This window comes from Brevibacillus sp. BD137 (assembly GCF_041644655.1).
Classification (GTDB): Bacteria; Bacillota; Bacilli; order Brevibacillales; family Brevibacillaceae; genus Brevibacillus; species Brevibacillus brevis_D.
On sequence record NZ_JAOTNO010000003.1, the window covers coordinates 476679 to 496905 of the forward strand.

At 48.5% G+C, this 20227-nt stretch carries 16 protein-coding genes; 5 read left to right on the plus strand and 11 right to left on the minus strand.

The features are described from left to right. Nucleotides 1–36 precede the first annotated feature (36 nt). Nucleotides 37–468, plus strand: a complete 432-nt coding sequence (locus ODZ53_RS08820; RefSeq protein WP_372676671.1) for a hypothetical protein — start codon at nt 37–39, stop codon at nt 466–468. A 181-nt stretch (nt 469–649) separates the two neighbouring features. Continuing rightward, nucleotides 650–1369, plus strand: coding sequence for a hypothetical protein (locus tag ODZ53_RS08825; RefSeq protein ID WP_372676672.1), 720 nt, complete (start codon nt 650–652; stop codon nt 1367–1369). 100 nt (nt 1370–1469) lie between these two features. Here the strand turns inward: ODZ53_RS08825 and ODZ53_RS08830 are convergent, their stop codons facing one another. From ODZ53_RS08830 to ODZ53_RS08870, 9 genes are all read right to left on the minus strand, one after another. Then, on the minus strand, nt 1470–2303 hold the full coding sequence (locus ODZ53_RS08830) for an undecaprenyl-diphosphate phosphatase (RefSeq protein WP_015893909.1): 834 nt from the start codon (nt 2301–2303) through the stop codon (nt 1470–1472). A 440-nt stretch (nt 2304–2743) separates the two neighbouring features. After that, nucleotides 2744–3808 carry a glycosyl hydrolase family 18 protein gene (locus ODZ53_RS08835; protein ID WP_372676673.1) on the minus strand — a complete coding sequence of 355 codons (1065 nt, stop codon included), beginning with the start codon at nt 3806–3808 and terminating at the stop codon, nt 2744–2746. Between the two features lie 27 nt (nt 3809–3835). Next, nucleotides 3836–5596, minus strand: a complete 1761-nt coding sequence (locus tag ODZ53_RS08840; protein WP_372676674.1) for a polysaccharide deacetylase family protein — start codon at nt 5594–5596, stop codon at nt 3836–3838. A gap of 36 nt (nt 5597–5632) precedes the next feature. Then, the gene (locus ODZ53_RS08845) at nt 5633–7516 is read right to left on the minus strand and encodes a glycosyltransferase family 2 protein (RefSeq protein ID WP_372676675.1); all 1884 of its coding nucleotides are present in this window, start codon (nt 7514–7516) and stop codon (nt 5633–5635) included. Nucleotides 7517–7543: 27 nt separating this feature from the next. Next, nucleotides 7544–8857: a nucleotide sugar dehydrogenase gene (locus ODZ53_RS08850; protein WP_372676676.1), complete on the minus strand. Its 1314-nt coding sequence runs from the start codon at nt 8855–8857 to the stop codon at nt 7544–7546. Between the two features lie 34 nt (nt 8858–8891). Then, nucleotides 8892–10346: a polysaccharide deacetylase family protein gene (locus ODZ53_RS08855; protein ID WP_372676677.1), complete on the minus strand. Its 1455-nt coding sequence runs from the start codon at nt 10344–10346 to the stop codon at nt 8892–8894. A 260-nt stretch (nt 10347–10606) separates the two neighbouring features. After that, complete coding sequence (locus ODZ53_RS08860; protein WP_372676678.1) at nt 10607–12031, minus strand: aldehyde dehydrogenase family protein; 1425 nt, start codon at nt 12029–12031, stop codon at nt 10607–10609. Nucleotides 12032–12057: 26 nt separating this feature from the next. Continuing rightward, the gene (gene gabT / locus ODZ53_RS08865; RefSeq protein ID WP_234125965.1) at nt 12058–13407 is read right to left on the minus strand and encodes a 4-aminobutyrate--2-oxoglutarate transaminase; all 1350 of its coding nucleotides are present in this window, start codon (nt 13405–13407) and stop codon (nt 12058–12060) included. A gap of 203 nt (nt 13408–13610) precedes the next feature. Beyond that, the gene (locus tag ODZ53_RS08870) at nt 13611–15014 is read right to left on the minus strand and encodes a sigma-54 interaction domain-containing protein (RefSeq protein WP_372676679.1); all 1404 of its coding nucleotides are present in this window, start codon (nt 15012–15014) and stop codon (nt 13611–13613) included. A 144-nt stretch (nt 15015–15158) separates the two neighbouring features. Between ODZ53_RS08870 and ODZ53_RS08875 the strand changes: the two genes are divergently transcribed. Beyond that, nucleotides 15159–16697 carry a hypothetical protein gene (locus ODZ53_RS08875; RefSeq protein ID WP_372676680.1) on the plus strand — a complete coding sequence of 513 codons (1539 nt, stop codon included), beginning with the start codon at nt 15159–15161 and terminating at the stop codon, nt 16695–16697. A gap of 48 nt (nt 16698–16745) precedes the next feature. Here ODZ53_RS08875 and ODZ53_RS08880 read toward each other — a convergent pair whose 3' ends face one another. Further along, a complete protein-coding gene (locus ODZ53_RS08880; RefSeq protein WP_372676681.1) occupies nt 16746–17414 on the minus strand; it encodes a class I SAM-dependent methyltransferase in 669 nt (222 codons plus the stop codon). Nucleotides 17415–17526: 112 nt separating this feature from the next. Here ODZ53_RS08880 and ODZ53_RS08885 point away from each other — a divergent pair, with 112 nt between their 5' ends. Both ODZ53_RS08885 and ODZ53_RS08890 read left to right on the plus strand, forming a co-directional pair. Continuing rightward, entirely contained in the window at nt 17527–17901 is a 375-nt protein-coding gene (locus ODZ53_RS08885; protein ID WP_064200174.1) for a BlaI/MecI/CopY family transcriptional regulator, read from the plus strand. A 4-nt stretch (nt 17902–17905) separates the two neighbouring features. Then, a complete protein-coding gene (locus ODZ53_RS08890; protein ID WP_372676682.1) occupies nt 17906–19339 on the plus strand; it encodes a M56 family metallopeptidase in 1434 nt (477 codons plus the stop codon). A 73-nt stretch (nt 19340–19412) separates the two neighbouring features. Here the strand turns inward: ODZ53_RS08890 and ODZ53_RS08895 are convergent, their stop codons facing one another. Beyond that, nucleotides 19413–20189 (minus strand): arylamine N-acetyltransferase family protein, encoded by a 777-nt coding sequence (locus ODZ53_RS08895; protein ID WP_372676683.1) that lies wholly within the window; start codon nt 20187–20189, stop codon nt 19413–19415. Nucleotides 20190–20227: the final 38 nt, after the last annotated feature.

Consider the following 20227-nt stretch of genomic DNA (forward strand, 5'->3'; position numbering starts at 1 on the left):
GTAGAAATATAGATTTGATAAAAGGGGATGTACATAATGAAAAAACTAGCTGTTGCTCTTACTATTTTTGCTGTTTCTCTCGTAGGAGCTTCAAGTGCCTTTGCGACTGAACCTGTCGCTGAATCAAAAGCAAGTGTTACCGCAGTTAACTCGTTTTCACAAACCTTGGCCCCTAAAGGAAAATCCGGTGATTATGAATTATATGAGTTTTACGTGGTTCAACAAGGCAATGTAACCGTTGACCTAACACAGCAAAGTACTGCCGGAGCCAATGGAAGTTATCTCATTCTCAGAAATTACGGCCCAGACCAATGGGTATCTTCCGGAAATCCTGCCACAGTCTTTACTGGGAACGGGAGCTTTTCCTTTACCACAACAAACCCTCTTCAACCAGGACATTACGCACTCAAGATGACCAATCGTACAAATGCAAAAGCGACAGTGAACGGTACTATTACCTCCCCATAAATTAACAGAAAATGCTATTGGACAAGCACCCTTGTGGTGCTTTTCTTATGCCCAAAAATCGAAGCAAGACAGTTAAAGGCTTATGATCAATTAAATCAGTCTCAGGTTGGTTATTTTCGTTTTTTGGCTTTAGTAAAATAGAGGGATAAATTACCACAGAGAGAAGCGATGAAGGAGTGACATGATGCCCTTACTCCCCCCTAAAACTTTAACTAATTTCCCGATCGGAGCTATAAAAAATCCCGCAATAGTCAAACAGATAGACGCAACTGGACTCGAGGAGCTATACATCGACGTGAATGTCCTCGGAAACCTGATCATTTGTTTTGACGCAAAATCCGATGCTACAGTGGTTTCGGCAGGTGAAGAGCACCTTCTTCCTGCGCGTATCGAACGGGTTGATCGTACTCTTGTTATTGAAGGACGTAATATCGGGACATACTTTCGCCATAGACAGAAGCAAAAAATCCTTTCAGAGGTTCATGTTCCCATACAAACAAAGGTCAGTGCCTCATTTACCGGGGGCGTTATGATTTTGAATGGTGGAGAAGGAGATGTAGCGATACAAGGTCAATTCGGAGAAGTTGCCGGAATCACACACTCCAAAAACATTAACATTCAAATGCGTGGCGGTGACGTCTCCCTCAATGAGTTATCAGGAAATGCTTCGATTCACCTTTCTATTGGGAGTGCCACTTTGGGTTGGACAGAACTACGAGGAACCGAGCAAATCAATATCCAATGCGGATTTGGTGGGGTTGGTTTATTGTTCCCTCCTCACATTACTCCTGTTGCAGAATCTGGCGGACCCTTCAAAGGGAAGAAAATTACTACTCTTCCGGGTACAAATATCCATGCAAGGGTTGGTTTCGGTGGATTAGATCTTTTAAATTGGGCTTAGAAGAATCGGATGAAAAGGAATAATAACCTCCCATTCACTTCAAAAAAGCCGGTTAACGCTTAAAGCGTAACCAGCTTTTTTTACCCTACTTTTATGGATCTTACATAAACACAAAGTAAATAACTGCTGCCAGCACCAGACGGTAAATCGCAAAAGGTGTCAGCTTGATGCGATTAATCAGCTTCAAGAAGAATCGGATCGACAGGAGCGCAAACACAAACGCGCTAATAAAACCGATGACGAAAAACGGAATGCTGTCCATTGTAATCGCATCCCAACGCTTCAACAGCGACAAAAAGCTCGCGCCCGCCATGATCGGCACCGCCATAATAAACGTGAAGTCTGCCGCCGCCCGATGGCTCATGCCCAACAGTACGCCCCCTGAAATCGTGGAACCCGAACGGGAAAAGCCAGGCCACAGGGAGAAGCATTGAATAAGTCCGACCAGAAATGCTTGCTTGTACGTAATCTGATCAACCGACTCGATCTTGGGACGTCTTGGTCGGAACCAATCCGCAGCCAACATAAGCAAAGCGCCCAGCACGAGTCCGATTACCACAGTCTTCGTCGAGAACAAATACTCATCGATGTAGTCGTCAAACAGAACACCCAGAATCCCCGCAGGAATCAAACCGACAATGACTGTAGCCAAATTCAGTCGAGGTCCTGCCTGAACCTCACGCTTACCCGCCAGTCTGTTGAGTCCGAGCAAGCTCATGAACCGATCCCACATCAGAACCACGACAGCCAAAATCGAGCCGAGCTGAATGACAATTTTGAAGGTGTTGGCCACTTCAGGTGAAAACAAATCTTTCGTGTGGAACAAAAAGTCATCCACGATGATCATGTGACCCGTAGAGGAAACAGGGGCAAACTCAGTCAAACCTTCTACTAGCCCCAGCACAATCGCAACAAAAGCTTCCCAGAGACCCAAAAATTCCACGCTCCTATGAATGATGTCCAAAATCAATAGGCAGCAGCCGCCCTGTAAAAGAGCAGACTACCGCTTCTAGCATTATAACGTTCATCTCCGGTACAAAGTTACATCCTGATCGAAAAACATTCTAGTAAATTCCGGATAGATTGTCCCCACAGTGATAGCCATCTTGCTTTTCGTATTTCATTTTTCTTCGCAAGATGTGAATCCAGAGCCGCGTAGGAAGAAGCGAATTTCCAGTCAAGCGCCTCTGGAGCCCGCCCCAGCGTAGAAATAAATGGCGGGGAATTTAAGCTTCACTTATGAGTGACATCCTCGAAACTTCTACGTTTGAAGCGCTCCCGCCATTTATTCCGAAGCGGACAGTCAATCCCCCCTTGCGGGGCGTAGGCCGAAGCGTAGACTGGAAATTCGCTTCTTCCTTCCACCACAGCCCCTCATCGATTCACATATTGCAACGTCCCATCCCCCATGTCACCAAGTCGCCAAAGCGCAATTTTCTCAATACCCGCTTTCTTTGCAACCGCAACCCATTGGGACAGCGTTTCTTCATCCGCATACCAGACTGTGTGCTTTTTGCCGTCTTCACCGATATAGTCAAAGTACAGACTGCCGCTCGCTTTATCCCGCTTGGGTGGCTCGATACTCGACACAGCAAAGTCTGCTGCCTGCTTTTCCGTCACTGCCGTCACTTTTCCATCACTAGCCCAGTCAAATCCGCCTACAGATAGGGCCATGACTTTATCACCCGGCACTTTTTGCATGCGATGGGCAAGCTCCTCAATAAATGCATGATCAGCTTTGGGACCTGGCTCTGTATTCGTACCGAACAAATTATAAGCCATCATGACGTAAGTAGGACCCTTTGGCAATGCCAACTCTTCAATCGGCGCGCGCGGCTCCAATACGATGCGAAGCGACTTCCCCTCCTGCTCCATATGCTGATACAGGGTATGGATAAAAGTAAGGAAGTTGTCCCAGTCTTTCTCGTTAATTCTCTCATAATCGATTTCTAAACCATGAAAGCCATTCTGGATCACGGCATTCTTGATCTCCATAATGTGCTTGGTACGGCTTGCATCTGTCGCCATGAGCCGGCTGACAATCGACGGGTCCTTTTGAACCTGCGTACCATTACTGTTAAGGCGATCATTCACAATGGTCAAATCGAGATCGACATAGCTACCCTGCTTCGATGCTTCCTTGATCTCAGGCATCGCCTTGGTCATGCGATCAGTAAAGTGCAGCTTGTCATTTTCATCAAAATACGCCGCGAAGACCTGCACACTGGATAAGCCATCCGTTATCCTGCGGAAATCCTCCAAACCGGATTCCCACTGCCAGTCTACCACCCAGGCAGACAATTCGGTCGTGTTGTTAGCCGCATTTACGCTCTCTAAGCTTTCGGTATCATTCCATTTCATCATGTACCATACGAGGATGACACACACTACTATCAGAAGAGCAGTCAAAATGATCGATCGTTTCTTGATGTTTGACACCTTACACGAATCCCCCTTGTTTTGGATTTAAAAGGTGTCGATGACCCAGTCCACTGCGGCAGAAATAGCTTTCTTGGTTGAACTAACGACTCCTGCAAGCCCTGTCTGCACATTACTGAACAGCATCTGTTGCTCACCATTTGGTTGTTCCAGGGATGCAATCTGTACGTCCGCAAACACCCCGTCGTAAATGTCGTCCTTTTTGTTCACATCACTATAGGCCGCTTCCAATGCAATACCACCGCTGCTAATGCTTGGGTCGATCTGTTGCTTGTCCAAGAGTATTGTCTTATCCACGGAAACACTGAGACGATCGCCTTGAACAGTCATTTCGATTGGACGCGTATTTTTAATGTTGATCGGGTATTTTTCCAGCTTGGGAGCACCAGACTCGCCTTGCTCTCTCGTATAAACAGAGGCACGGTCGAAGGTCAAATCCTCGGGATTCCAAATCACTTGGCTCAATTCCGTCTTGAAAAGCTCCTGTACTCCGCCTTTTTCCTTCTTCTGCTCGACGCGCAGCTCATTATCATGCAGGACGACTCGTACAAAGCTGCCTTTTTCCCGATCATAGCGCAAATATATGGACTGTTTGCCAATTACATTCCCTTCCAGCTTGGCAGAAAGCTTGATATCCTTCTGGCTGTCGCTGTTTTTTAAATATAACATGCCAGAGCCAGCGGCTGGAGAGGTCAAGACGATCTGATCCTCCATAAATTGCGCGGTGCCACCGAGACGGTCCCACTCTTTGGCTTGCTCTTCATCGCCGCGAACGAAGCGAATCTTCTCGCCGGTGTCTTTTTGGATGCGCATCAACAAATGATTGGTGTACCAGTAAGGCTCTGGCTGCACGCGAGTCAGGTTGTACAGATCGCCCTCGCTGTCGTTGTAGGCGGTTCCTTCCCGGTTAAAGTGCATCGTAAAATACTTTTTGATATTCGCGTCGTTCGCATCCGCTACCAAGCGATTCATCCCGCCATACAAGGTGTTCGCATGCATGATCATATAGGCACCCGGGACAAAGCCCAATTGATTCATATACGTATCATTCATCAGCTTGTAGTCTTCGTTGATTCTCGCTTCCATCTTGCTTCTGTCTTCTATCGGGATCATATTGCTGTCACGGATAAAGTCCATCAAGTAGTGATTATAATAGCCTACCTTTGTTTTATTCGATAACTCACTCTCATCCTTCACCCCGATGAAATTGCCCTGATCATCAAACACATTGATGTACGTCAACCGATAGCCGTTGGAACCGAGCTCCCAGAAGCCATTTTCCATCATTTTTTTCATGTCTTCCGGCTGCAGGAATTTGTTCTCGCTGTTTCCCATCTTGTTGCCGTAAGACAATGCCGTTGCTTTGAAGTTGTACTTCTCCAAAAGCGGTTGGGCAAACAAGCTCGAATCGTTGCGGCCATCTTCAAAGGCTAAGAACAGCGCCTTCTCAGGAAGTGGCTTCTTTTTCTTGTAAAAGTCCAAAATATCTTGTTGCGAGATCGTTTGATAGCCCTGGTCATACAACGCCTGCAGCTGCTCGTCCAATTGCTCCTTGGCTACTAATTTCGGTGTACCCGTACGACCTACGCCAAAATAGGAGATGGCGATAAAGCCTTTGTCATTCGTCCAGCTTGCTTTATTCGGCTCCTCATACTTCTTCCAATCAAATACGGCATTATATAACATGACACCCAGGACGACTAAGATAGCGACCTGGCTCAGCGTTTTGATGAATTTATTGCGATCTTTTTTCCGATAGTCCAAGACATCGCTCGTCGTTTTCCCCATAACTCCTGACACCCTCACTCCCTTTGTCTTTCCCTCTTAAAATGGCAACCCAAAGCCTTTTTTGTTCTTCTTTCGGGCTTCTTTTTTCAATCTCGCTTCGACGTCCTGCGGCGTTTCTCGTGTACCCCACGTAGATTTCCAGAATGTCACCCAAGCCACAGGCATCTGCCACAACAGTACCAGCTCATAAAACACACAAAAGACAATCCCGAAAACCCATAGCTTGCTTCTGCGGAAAAACAGATGGGCCAAGCTCATTAAGAGCGCCATCAGTAGCAAGCCCATTAAAAACGTGCCCGGGAAAACGTGATGAACGAGCGGGACGTATATGAGGTTGTATAGTACGATGACGGGAGCAGCGATAGGAACAATCAGACCAATGTAAAAGAAGATCGCCATAAAAGGCTCCTTGCGCCAAATAAAGCCGCTGGCACGCAAAGATTCCCTCAACCACGAACGCTTCCAGCGCATCTGCTGCTTCAAAAATACATTCATGTCAGATGGCACAATCGTCGAGCAAATCGCGGAATCCTGATAGCCTGTCCGATGTGTTCGCAAAATAAAGTTGGTCATGCTTCGGTCATCGCCAAAAGTGGCAGGCTGCCCTAGAAACTTCTGATTCAGCCATGCTTCGGAATGCTGCAAAATCAATTCCTTGCGATAACAAGACAACGGCCCAGACAAGCAAGTAACACTGTCAAACCACGACTCAGCCGCTTTCATGATGCGAAAGGCAATGTAGTAACGAACGGTTTGCAGCTTGGTGATCGCGTTGGTGAACTTGTTTTCCACATCTGTACGCCCTGCAACACCACCCATTTTCGGGTCTTGGAAGGGCTGTACGAGGTTGCGAATCGCAGTCGGTTCCAAAAAGCTGTCTGAATCAACAAAGACAACCAAATCGTGCTTGGCCATTTCCACACCTTTGACCAAAGCGACCCGTTTCCCGCCGTTTTCAGAGAGAATATGCATCTTTACGCGCTCGCGGGTCATATAGCGCTCGGCCTCGTTATGAATCATATCGATGACCTTTTGAATCTCTTCTGCTGATCGGTCTGTTGAGCGGTCGTCTACCACGATGACCTCCAGCTTATCAATCGGGTAGTTCTGATTCACACAACTCAAAATCGTCCGGTGAATCCACTGCTCTTCGTTGAAGCACGGAATAATGATGCTCACGCCCGGTGTATAGTCCGGATTGACAGGAATCCCCCGATAAAGAGCACCGAATAAATACCGTGTCAGCAAAAAGGCAGCGGCAATCAAGCTGTACAAATACAAGTACATGTTGTATTTGAAATAAATCACACTCTCCGCGCGCATGAGCACGATAAACGCCGCAGCGAAAAACAGGAAAGTACTTGCAATATAAATGGCGTATCCCCAGCGTTTTTTGCGAAAATAGTCAGTCAGCGGTTTGGAAAACTCGAAGGCGAGCATGAACTTCTGACACCCGTCCTCTTCCTGGGTAAACGAGCGAACAACCGCTGCATCCAGCTTCACCGTTGACTCATAGCCTTCTGGCATTGTACCCGGCGGGATTGTGCACTGGATCATAAACACTTGTCCCACCTGGATGTCTTCCCTCTCCGAATCTAGTTCAACTAATAGTCCAGTCGAAGAAATGTCGACGGCTCTGGCCTTGATTCCGTCCTTGATCCGCTGCTTTTTGGTCAATAGCGTCACCGGGAAATCCGCCATATAGCGCAGACTCAGCATCCGAATGCGATTCAGGTATTCCGGGTCCTCCAGCTTTCCTGACTCATCCGAATCTTTAGCACCGCGGCGGTCCACTTGGACACGAATTTTCTCCGGGTCCGGCACATTCGATAGCACGCGCCTCTCTGTTTTGGAAACCGTCAGTACTTCTTCGATTTTCTCTTTCTTTCTCCGCTTTATTTTCTCTATCAACTGTTTCATGACTGCCGCTCTCTCCCCTCCACTGCTTTATAAGCTCCAGTAATGAAATCCACTGTTTACAAAGTCAGCTTTGGAATAAATCTCTTTTATATCGATCATGATTTTTGCCGCATTCTTGCCGTACATCGTGGCAAAATCAGCGACTTCCATCTGGGCAAAGGGAGCATGCGGGACCGCTACAACCACAATGTCCAAATCGTGGAGAGCCTTCATCTCTGACAGCTCGATGCCGTATTCCTCGAATGCCTCCCGCGGATTCACCATCGGGTCCACGACTAACGGATTCATGCCGTATTCTTTCAATTCTCCAATGATATCCGTCACCTTTGTATTTCTAATATCTGCGCAGTCTTCTTTGTAGGACAGACCTAATATGCCGATCCGTACATTTTGAAGATCAAGCTTCGCGCGAACGGCCATCTTAATAATTTGTTGGGCGACATATTTCCCCATGCCATCATTAATGTGTCTAGCTGCCAAAATGATGCGGGAGCGATAGCCGCTGTCTTCTGCTTTGTACGTTAAATAGTAAGGGTCGATACCAATGCAATGTCCTCCGACCAACCCCGGTGTAAAAGGGAGGAAGTTCCACTTGGTTCCTGCCGCTTGCAATACTGCTTTTGTCGGAACATCCATCTGATTGAACAGCATCGCCAGCTCATTCATAAACGCAATATTGACATCCCGCTGGGCATTTTCAATAACTTTTGCTGCTTCCGCTACCTTGATGCTTTCCGCTCGATAAACGCCCGCCTTGATCACGAGCTCGTAGACGTTTGCAACGATTCCCAGTGTTTCTTCATCCATCCCCGATACGATCTTGACGATGTTTTCCAGACGATTTACTTTGTCTCCCGGGTTGATGCGTTCTGGTGAATAGCCGATCTTGAAGTCTATACCACAACGCATGCCCGATTCCGTCTCCAAGATCGGCAAGCAGACATCTTCGGTTGCCCCAGGATAAACGGTTGATTCAAAGACAACGACTGACCCTTTTTTCAACTGTCTGCCCACCATGCGGGACGCGCTTTCTACATATTTCAGATCTGGAACATTACCGCTTTTGACCGGGGTAGGCACGGCCACGATAAAAAATCGCGCTTCCTGCAATCTATTTTCATCTGAAGTGAATTCAATAGCAGCTTCACTCATCAGCTCCTGATTCACGTCCGCATCATGAAAGTTTCCCTTTTGATAGGCTGCTACCTTCTCTTTGTTTACATCAAATCCGATCACAGAAGCACGTTTAGAAAGTGCCATCGCTATCGGCAATCCTACGTACCCAAGACCGACGACAGCAATTTTTTCCTTCCTCTCCACAATCCCTTCGTACAAATTCATAAGCTGGCTCCCTCTCCCTGTTTTATTTTGGGCTTTATTGGCCAAACATCTCTGTCATGGGTACAAGTGTGTATCCTTTGCTTCTTAGCTGGTCAATTACGATTGGTAACGCCTCTATTGTGTGAATGTCATCAAGCATGTGTAGTAGAATCACGCTTCCGCTCCGCGTCTGCTCCATAATGTCTTTGACGATATCGTTCGCACTTCGTTTCTTGTCGTAATCGGACGGCGTCACATCATAAATCGTAATATCCTTGTAGCCCGTTGCCGCAATCGCTTGGAGTGTCTGTTCGTCGAACGCCCCGGTTGGCGGTCTGAAATACATCGTCGGCTTCTGCTGAATTGCTTCGGTAATGATCTGATGGGCTTTGACAATTTCTTTTTGCAATTCTTCCGGCGCAATTTTGGTATTCACCGGATGAGAATAGGTGTGATTGGCTACATCGTGTCCCGCTTCGGCAATCGCTCTCGCCAAATTTGGATTCCGCTCTACACCATCTGCGCGAAGGAAAAACGAAGCCTTTACTCCTTTTTTGTCCAAAATATCGAGAATCTTCGTAACCGTTTGATCCGTACCCCAATCATCGAAGGACAAGGCGACCATCTTTTTGTCTGTTTCTTTTCGATAGATGAGATTTGGCTTGGCTTCGTAATAAGCCGCATTCATTTTTGCTGCATCAAAACCCGGAATTTCTTGCAGCGGCTTACGCTCCTGACCTTGTGCAATCAACTTATGTAATGGGACGAATCTGTATCCGACATCAGTAGCTGCCTCTGCGAGAAGACGGATGTTTTCGATTACAGACTTGTTCTCTTCTGTATCCATCTCAATGATGCCGCCGCGATTCATATATTTTCGTAAATAGTGTCTCTTGTCAGCTTCCGTCTCTTTTTGCCAATTGTGCAGAAACAGACTGGAGGACACGACGGCTTCTTGTCCATTGTGAGCAGCTACCAAACGGAGATCGTCGTTGTATTCACCCGACTTCGTTCTGACATACCGCGGTGTTTTGCCCGTTTCTCTTTGAATAACCTCATTGGTCAACTCGATGTCTTGGTACATTTTCTCGTAAGGTTGGCCTTGTAAGTCCGATTTGTTCAACGTATTGTTTTCAATCTCGTGACCTCTGGCGACAATTTCTCGTGCAATGTCAGGCTCCTCAGCTACTCTCATTCCTGGCATGAAAAAAGCTGCCTTGATGTGGTACTTGTCCAACTCATCTAGCAATCTATTCATCGTGTCCTTATCCGCCATCCCATTAAAAGTAAGAGCAAGCTGTCTTTGCGTCGTGTAGACCATCGACACTGCCTTGCTCTTTTCCCCTTGGTAACGCTCGATTTTTTCAGGTTTGGCTGGCGCAGGCCCGTTATCTGCACCGTTTTCATTCCCCTGAAACGGTGAACATCCTGCCAACAATGCCACGATCGCTACCAGGGAGATCCAGTGAAAAAATCGGAACCCACTGGCCCCTTTCCAATGACTAATCATGATTGTCCCCTTTTCATGTAAGAAATGCCCTTTACGCATAAAAAAACGACTATTTCATCTGCGCAACAAGCCAAGTGTAATCAAACACTCCTCCGCAAAAATGAACATAGTCTACCTCCACACGCTAGACTAACATAACCATCTAAACCAAACAACTTTATGAAGCGGTTTCATATATGACAATTTATGGTGATGAAAAAATTCTCCTTCCAGACGCTATTTTCAAAAAAAGACGAGCCTCATCGGCCCGTCATTCGCTGTTACAGCTTGATCGCGATTAACTTTAGTTCCGTTAATTCCTCGACCGCGTACTTGATACCTTCGCGGCCAAAACCACTGTCTTTCACACCGCCATATGGCATGTTGTCTACGCGGAAGGTCGGGATGTCGTTGATCATCACGCCTCCGACCTCCAGCTCTTCCGCTGCGCGCATAGCCGCGTGAATGTCACTCGTATAGATGCCTGCCTGCAAGCCGAATCGGGAGTCGTTTACCGCTTCAATCGCTTCGTCCATCGTCTCAAACGGTGTAACGACTACGATTGGACCGAATACCTCTTGGCAAGAGACGGAAACATTCGCACCCACATTGGTCAGAATCGTAGGGGCAAAGAGGTTGTCACTGACAGGCTTCCCGCCAGTAACTACGTGTGCGCCTGCTTCTACTGCTTCCTGTACCCATGCTCCCATGCGTTCATGATCCTTGGCGGAGATCACGGAGGACATGTCTGTCGCTTCGTTCTGCGGATCACCTAGCACGAGCTTTTCTGTGCCAGTCTTAAACTTCTCCAGGAATTGTTCGTACTTGCTCTGGTGTATATAGACGCGTTGCAGCGAGATGCACACTTGACCACTAAAGGAAAAAGCACCCGTCACGCAACGATCAATCAACGCTTGCGTAATTTCCACGTTGTGGTCGATGATCACTGCGGAGTTGGAGCCAAGCTCCAAGGTCACGCGCTTGAGTCCCGCTTTGTTTTTCATGGCGATTCCAACCGCAGGGCTTCCCGTAAACGTAATCGCGGCAATTCGGCTGTCACTGACCAGCTTTTCGCCTACGACTGCGCCTTTTCCAGGCAAAATGTTGAGCGCTCCTGCTGGCAAGCCTGCCTCTGCGAAAATATCAGCCAGGATCAGCGAGCTAAGCGGCGTCTGACTCGCTGGCTTCAGCACGACGGTATTTCCTGCGGCAATGGCAGGCCCGACCTTGTGCGCCACGAGATTGAATGGAAAGTTAAAAGGCGTGATCGCGCCGACTACGCCAATCGGCTTGCGTACCGTAAAAGCAAGACGACCTTCACCACCCGGTGCTGCATCGAGCGGCACCGTCTCTCCGTGAATGCGCTTCGCTTCTTCCGCCGCGAACTTGTAGGTCTGGATTGTCCGAGCGATTTCTACACGACCTGTGCGAAGTGGCTTGGCGGCTTCCTGTGCGAGAATGACCGCCAATTCCTCCTTGCGTGCTTCCATAATCGCAGCGGCACCCTCCAATATCATGGCGCGCTGACTAGCTGGCATTTTTGCCATGACTTTGGCAGCAGTTTTTGCCGCCTTAATTGCCTCGTCGACGTCATGATCATCTGCCTGAGCGATTTCAGCCAGCAGCTCCCCGGAATAAGGGGAGTAGAGCGGCGCGTATTCTTTTGCTTCTTTCCATTGTCCGTTGATGTAGAGATGCTTTTTCATGAGTATGGAGACCCCCCTCGGGCGTTTTAGTTCGTCACGTATTGGCTTTTCAGAACATCCGTCATAATGTCCAGCGCCTCTTCCAGTTGCTCGTCTGTAATAACCAGCGGAGACAAGAAGCGCAGTACGTTGCTGTGAACGCCAGCAGAAAGCACGATGACGCCAGACTCGTAGCAGCCTTTGGTCAAGCCAGCAACGAGCTCTTTCGCTGGTTGTTTGGTTGTGGGATCGATAAATTCTACGGCGCACATCGCACCCAGTCCGCGCACCTCTGCGATTACAGGGAACTCTTTTTGCAACGCGTGGAAATGCGCTTTGATCTTGTCCCCGATCACCTGTGCACGGCCAGAAAGGTCTTCGCGCTCCATTTTCTCAATGACTGCCAACGCTGCTACGCAGCCAAGCGGGCTTCCTCCATAGGTACCGCCGATCTCACCCGGGTTTGGCGCGTCCATGATTTCTGCGCGTCCCGTAACCGCAGAGATGGGCAAGCCTGCCGCGATGGATTTGGACATGGTGATGATATCTGGCTCGATACCGAAATGGGTAGAAGCAAACATGGCGCCAGTACGACCGAAGCCTGTTTGGATCTCATCGGAAATAAATAGGATTTGATGCTTTTTACAAATGTGATAGACACCTTGAACGAAGGACACAGGCGGAACAATAAAGCCGCCTTCTCCCTGAATTGGTTCCATAATCACGGCAGCCACTTCTTCCGGTGCAACCTCGGTCAAGAGGAAGTCCTCGAACTGACGCACGCAGAATTGCGCGTACTCATCATCTGTCATGGATTCTGGCTTGTTCAGTGGATACGGGAATTGTGCTTTATAGGTAGCGGGAGCGAATGGACCCATCTGGAATTTGTACGGCTTCACTTTGGAAGTCAGTGACATGCCGAGAAGCGTACGACCATGGAAGCCGCGGCTAAAAGAAATGATGCCTGGGCGTCCTGTGTATTTGCGGGCAATTTTCACCGCGTTCTCTACTGCTTCTGCTCCGCTGTTTGCGAGCATCGTCTTCTTTTCAAAGCTGCCTGGGGTGATTTGCGTCAGCTTCTCAGCCAAGGCCACATATGGCTCATACATCCCTACATGGAAGCAAGGATGAATGTATTTGTCGAGTTGCGCTTTCAGTGCCTCAACTACTTCCGGCGGGCAGTGTCCGGCATTCAGTGTCCCGATCGCTCCGGCAAAATCGATGTACGTATTGCCGTCTACATCCGTAACCAATGCACCTGAAGCTGACTCTACAAAAACAGGGGTGTTGTTGCCGACACCTTTTGGAACGAACTGCTTTCTTTTTTCAATCAGGGCCGCTCCCTTTGGACCTGGCACACCTGCAGCTACGTTTACAAATTGACGTTGTTTGGACATATCGTTTCCTCTCCTCGTTCGAGATGGTATTGGTTGGATTGCTTGTTTGTAAACTCAACTACGATATGTAGCAATACCTATGCCAAACGCCAGAGCATGATGAAATCACGTTTCCCACACTACGGGTATATCAAATTATTCAAAAATGAATCAAAAACACCAGAATGCTCGATTCATTTTTGAATAAAATATTCATTTTCGAATCATCTGGAACGAATCCGATACTTTTGCAGCTTCCGTACGACAGAGGGCTGGCTAATGCCGAGAAACTCCGCGATTTCTCCCGTGGTCCGGCAGTGCTCGGATGCATAGCGCAGCCATTTTTCCTCTACCTGCTCCAGTGCCTCCCGAAGCGACATCTTGGAAGTAGCCAGACTCGGCTCCATAGCTGCCTGCTCTTCCCCTGCCAACCTGATTTCCGCAGGTAGATGCGAAGAAGTGATCACCTCTTCGTCCGCTGTGACCACCATTCTCTCCAAGACGTTCTCCAGCTCGCGCACATTGCCGGGCCACTCGTGCTGCATCAAGGCTTGTGTTACAGCCGGGTCCAGACGCTTGTCCATTCCATAGCGTTCATTGAGCGAGCGCACGACGCGCTTTAGGAGAGCTGCGATATCCTCTGGCCGATTTCGCAACGGCGGGACGTGGATCGGGACAACATTTAGGCGGAAATACAGATCCTGCCGGAACTTCCCTTCCTTCACCATCTTCTCCAAATCGCGATTGGTTGCAGCAATCAGCCGAAAATCCACGTCGCGGTACTGTGTGCTCCCAACACGTTGCAGCCGTTTTTCTTGAATCACCTTCAACAGCTTGGCCTGCAACGTCAGCGGCAATTCCCCCAGCTCGTCCAAGAGGAGAGTCCCTTGGTTCGCCATCTCGATAATCCCTTGCTTGCCCTGCTTGGCGGCTCCTGTAAACGAACCAGCCTCATAGCCAAACAGCTCGGATTCCAGCAAGCCCTCCGGGATCGAGCCACAGTTGATCTCCACGAATTGTCCACCCGCACGACGACTATTGCGATGAATCTCTTTTGCGATCACATTTTTCCCGACCCCCGATTCCCCGAGGATCAGGACAGTCGAATCGACAGCCGCCACTTTTTTGATGAGACGCTCAATGGCTTGCATCGGCTGACTCACTGCCACGAAGCCCTCCTGATGCTTTTCGCGCAGCTCCTCAATCTCGGTTTCAAACTGCTTGAGCTGTTCTGTCAGACCTTCGTAGCGCCGTTTCAATTCCATAATTTCAGTCAGGTCATGGGAATAGCTGATGACCGAATGCATGCTGCCATCCTCGTTCCAGACGGGAAATGCCGTCACCATCAGCTTTCGACCGCCGGGTATTTCCTGCATGATCGTCTGCGGCGTCTTGGCATCCATGACTTTTCGCGTGACAGATGGAGAAAAGACTTTCCTTTTTTCCAGCTCGATGACGTTCTTGCCCAAGAGCTCTTCCTTCCCGATGCCGTACACTTCATAGGACGAATCGCCAACCAAGCGGATGTACCCCTCATGGTCCGTAATTAACAAATGATCGCGAGACGTTTCAACAATGGCTTCCAATACGCGGCTCATCCACTTCTGTGTGCTCTCTTCTTTCTTCATTTCTTCGCCGCCTCTCACACGCCGTTATGTCCGATCTGTGTTTATTTTTTCATTATAGAAAACAGCAAGAACAACGACAACCTATGAAAAATATGTAAAAATGGCGATAATAACATGCCCTGCAAGATAGAGAGGATGGTAGGAATGACGCCCACAGTCGGAGACATCTACTGTGTTTTTGTTGAGAAGCTGCAAAAGTACGCAGCTTGCCAGGTCACATCGATAAAAGAGTCGGGCACGAGTAAATCCAACCTCATCAGTATCCTCGGGCTGGACTGGAGCAGCGATACATTGCCTGATGAATCAGAGCTGTACCAGATGAAGCCCTTATATTGCGACTACTTCTTCTGGAACAACAAGCTCGATCATATGTATGTTGATCCAGCGGTGCCCAAGGGTTACATAAAAGTAGGGAATGTTCCACCTCTCGTGACAGAAGAGACGAGGAGTTACGGCAGTTGGGATGTCGGAGGGAGCCTGTACCGCCAACACAAGTGGAATCAAATTCCCGAGGAACGTCGCAAGCAGTTTAAACAGGCCGCAAAGGATGACCAGATGATTTCGTTGGGCGGAACGAGCCTACGCCGATCTAACAACGTCATTCATGCTGACATCCTGCGAAGCCTGACGGACATCTCTGAATTGGAAAAGCTCCCTTGCCTGACAAGGATCTATGCAGAGGAGCCGACCGATTCCTTGCTTGCCTTTGTCAAAAGCAATCCGTTTATTCTGGAGCTTCACCTGGAAAAAGCCAATGGCTCCTCTCTAAATCTGACAGGAAGCCGTCTCAGTAAATTCTCTCTCCAAAACGTGGACGGGCTGGAGTCACTGCATCTGAACGATTGTTTAAGAGATCTCATACTGGGCAAGGGCATTTCATCCAACCTGTTCATAGAAGCCGAGCAGGGTGGGCATTGGCTGACCGCCTCATTCTCAGATTCGCTGCCGCTTCACCGTGGACTAGACCAACTAGGGGGACTCAATCTGCACAATGTAGTGGAGCTGGATTTGCAGCCACTCGTCCAGCGATATCCTTCGCTTCAGGACATCCGTCTGCGGGGCAAGCCTGGTACCCTCAGCAATCTGGGCAGTATCAAGCACTTGAAGGAGCTACTGACGTTTACGACCTACGATCTGTTTGGCTTCTCCGGGGACGAGTTTCCTTCGCCAGATCAATGTCCCAAGCTCTCCAGTCTCTGGATGACAAGCCTCCCAGCGGAAGCGGCTAAGACCATTAAAGCCGCCTACAAAAAAGAAGTGAAAAATGGGCTGGATTTGTCCATCACCAAGCCGCGCAAGCCCGAATGGCTGGCCAATAATTTGACCAATCCGTTTCGCGATTGGGATGGCAGGGAGCACATCTCAACAACCCACGCCAACAAAGCCGCCAGTCTGTATAAAAAAATGAACACCGCGATCAGCGCGCTCGAAAAGCAAAGCAGCGAAGACGCGACAAATGCGGTAGAAATACAAACTGCTTTGCGTGCATTGGTTAAAGAGTACACAGAGACTTTCAACAAAATGGATCGCCGGACTGGCTTTATTGAAACGGTTGAGCGGGAAGAAATTTTCGTTGTGCTGGATGAGCTGCTTCAGTCGGCAAAACAGAATTTGGCTACTGCGGGTGTAGAAGTAGATGTGGACGAGCTTTTTACTATTTTTGATCAGACACGTGATTTTTGAGTGAGAAAAAAGACGCCGCCTCTCCTACAGGAAGGCGGCTTTTGGTGCTTAGCCATTCTTTTTGATTACCCACGTACTCATGCAACGCTGTCCGGCTACATTCACCGTTTTGATTGGCTCCAGAAACACGCCTTGCAGTTTTTCCGTCATACCTAGCATCGTCCGTTCATTTACGAGAAAACGAGTGCTTCCGTCCGGCAACAAATAACGTTCGTTTCCTAGTGGCTGTACAGCATCCTCAATCCCAATCGAGGAAGCAAGACGCATGAATAGAATGCCTCCTGGCTTCAGTACCCGCCACAGCTCCTCTAGCATCTGGCGAAAATGCTCTTCGTTTTCAGCAAAATGTAGAACGGCATTACTGATGATGAAATCAAAGCTTTCGTTTTCAAAGCTCATGCTCTCAATCGGTTCCACACGAGCGTGCTCCGCTGACCAGCTCGGCGCCAGTTGCGATGCCATTCGCTGTACAGCCTCGATGGCTTTTACCGATTGGTCAACGGCGTACACCGAATAACCATTTCGCAAAAAGTAGACCAAATTCCGCCCCGAACCGCAACCGGCATCGAGTATCTGCATTTCCTTCGTAACCCGTCCCTTTAACAACTGATCAAACAAGTAAATATCCATATCGCCAAACTGCTCGGCCAGATTCATCTCTATCACAGCCTTTATCCGATTTTTCTTCAGTGTATCAATTCGCTCGTCATCCTCCAACGATGCTCATCTGGAACGGATTTACAAAATGATAGTTGACACCCAATGACTACAAGTGTAATCTTTAAAACAGAATCAACGACTACAAACGTAATCGAGGGAGGTGTCTTACATGGACGAGCAACCGCGAATCTCGGATGCCGAGTGGGAAATTATGAAGGTCATCTGGGCAAAGTCACCCGCTACAGCAGCCGAAGTCATCCACGCCCTGCGAGACAACAAGACGTGGAAAGACAACACAATCAAAACCTTGCTCAGCCGCCTGTTGCAAAAGGGTATTCTCACCTATGAGCAGGTCAATCGAGTCTACTATTACTCCCCTGTGCTCACTGAGGAAGAATGCAAGCGCCAAGAGCGCCAATCCTTTTTGCAGCGCGTGTATGGCGGAGCCTTAAAGCCCATGCTGGTTCACTTTTTAAAAGAGGAAAAGCTATCCTCCCAAGAGATTGACGAGCTGAAAAAAATCCTTTCCGAAAAGGAGAAATAAGCGGGTGGATTGGCAATGGCTCACACTCACCCTCAATCAAGCATTTACGTGGACACTGTATAACTCCCTCGAGGCTAGTCTTCTTGTGCTCCTGATCTTGCTCTGCCAGCAGCTCGGCAAAAAGCATTTCTCCATCCGCTGGCACCACGCCGTATGGTTCCTGCTTCTCTGGAAGCTCGCGGTTCCTTGGTCGATAGACAGCTCGATCAGTTTGTATAACTGGCTGCCTCCTTCGCCTTGGACATCCATGCAGGAAGCGCACCCGCCTACAGAACCGATTGTTCTCGCTGCTGAGGCTTTACATCGGCAAGAATCTGCCCTCCAACCAGATGCCTCTCTGGCAAACGAAACGAGCTTTTCCTGGATCAGCCTGCTATCCCTCATCTGGATCTGCGGTGTGGCCGTTTTCGCTATCACCATGACTCGCAGTATATATCGATTGCTCTCTCAGCTAAAAAACGATCTGTTCGTACAGGATGAAGCTGTTTTGCGCGTCTTTTCCCAATGCCAAAAGCAGATGGGCATCTCCAAATCCATTCCCCTGCGCACGAGTCATCAGATGACAAGCCCAGCCTTGATGGGAATCTGGCGACCGCAAATCTGGTTGCCGGCAAATCTTTTGGACAAGCTCAATGAGCATGAGCTGCGCCACATCTTTTTACATGAGCTGGCGCATTGGAAAAGACGAGATATTCCTGTGAACAGCATCATGAGCGTGCTGCTGATCCTCAACTGGTTCAACCCTTTGTTATGGTACGCCGCTTCCCGCATGCGTCAGGATCAGGAAATGGCTTGTGATGCCTTGGCTTTGACTTATTTACAGGAGACAGAGATACCTCGCTACGGATACACCATGATCAAAATGCTCGAGCTGTATGCCGACCCCAAACAGCTTCACTTCACAGCCGGGTTCTCCAGCTCCAAAAAACAAGTAAAAAGGAGAATAGAAATGATTCGTCACTTTCAAAAACGGGCGTATACGTGGACCTTATCCGGTATTGTGGTCGTCTTGGCTTTAGGCTTCTTTACTTTGACAGACGCAAAAAAAGCGCTAGGGAACGAGCAGGCCTTCGTCGTCCCCGCAGAAGGTACAATCAAAAGCCCTATGGATCAAACAATCGGCTTGCAAATCTTAAATGACCTGAATACACCCGTTCAGGCAGCCGCCTCCGGTAAGGTAGTCAAGGCTGAATACGATACAAACACAGGGAAGGGCAATCAGGTCATTCTGGAGCATGAAGGCGGGTATCAAACCGTTTACTCTCATTTGGAAAAGCTGGAGGTCACCGCTGGCACTACTGTGACCCAAGGCCAGCTCATTGGTCTGTTGGGAAGTACGGGACGCAGCACGGGACCGCATCTTGCTTTCCAGGTTCTCGAAAATGGAATACCCGTTGATCCGATGAAGCTGCTGGAAAATTCGAAAACACAGCAGTAACCTCATGATGAAACCCATCAGGTTACGAACATCTGATGGGTTTTCATTGTTTTTAATCGTTTCTGCTTTTTTCTTATAACCCAAAATGCTGCTTCGCCAGCTTTTTAAACCGTTCCTGATCAATTGTCTCTTTCGTCATAACACCATCTACCCATTGCGTAAAAGAACTGTTCGTCAACGTAACATTGCCTCTCTCCGTCAGCTGCGTAAGCAATGGGCTTTTGTTGAAGGGAGACTGTTCATGATCAGCGATAATCGTCTGAATCTCGGTTAATTCCGTTTCATCCGTCACCAGCTTCTGCGAATCAAACGTATAGCCTATCCTCCAGTCCGTATCCTTGTGCTGCAGCTTCATTTCGAGTACATAATCGCCATACTCCGTCTGCTCTTTCTTAATCCGAAACTCACCATTGCGCGAAGACACGGTCTCCCCGGTTAACGGAACAGGCTTCAACGGCAGGTTCGAACCGAAGCCCGTGTCGAGCAAATACGTTTGCCCCTCATGTGTAAGCAAAATCGTGGCATGCGTCCGGCCAATCGTGTAATACTCGCCAACGTCATGCCTGTAAACAACGCCGCGAATCAAATGGGCGTCAAAGCCATTTTCCACCAAGAAGAAATACAGCATCGGATTTAGCTCGTAGCAGAGACCGCCTTCGTTTCTGACCAATATCTTCTCCATAATGGACTGTCTGGAGACTACACTCGTTCGCTCATCTATAACGCACAGGTTTTCAAAAGGAATCGCCAATGCTGTCAGATCAAGGAGGCGATCCAATGTATCGAAGGTAATCGTTTCATTTTCAGGCATGCCGATTCTTTTCCGAAATAAGACATTCAGCTCACTCATGCTTCTTCCTCCCACATCGTTTCTCCCACAAGTTTACA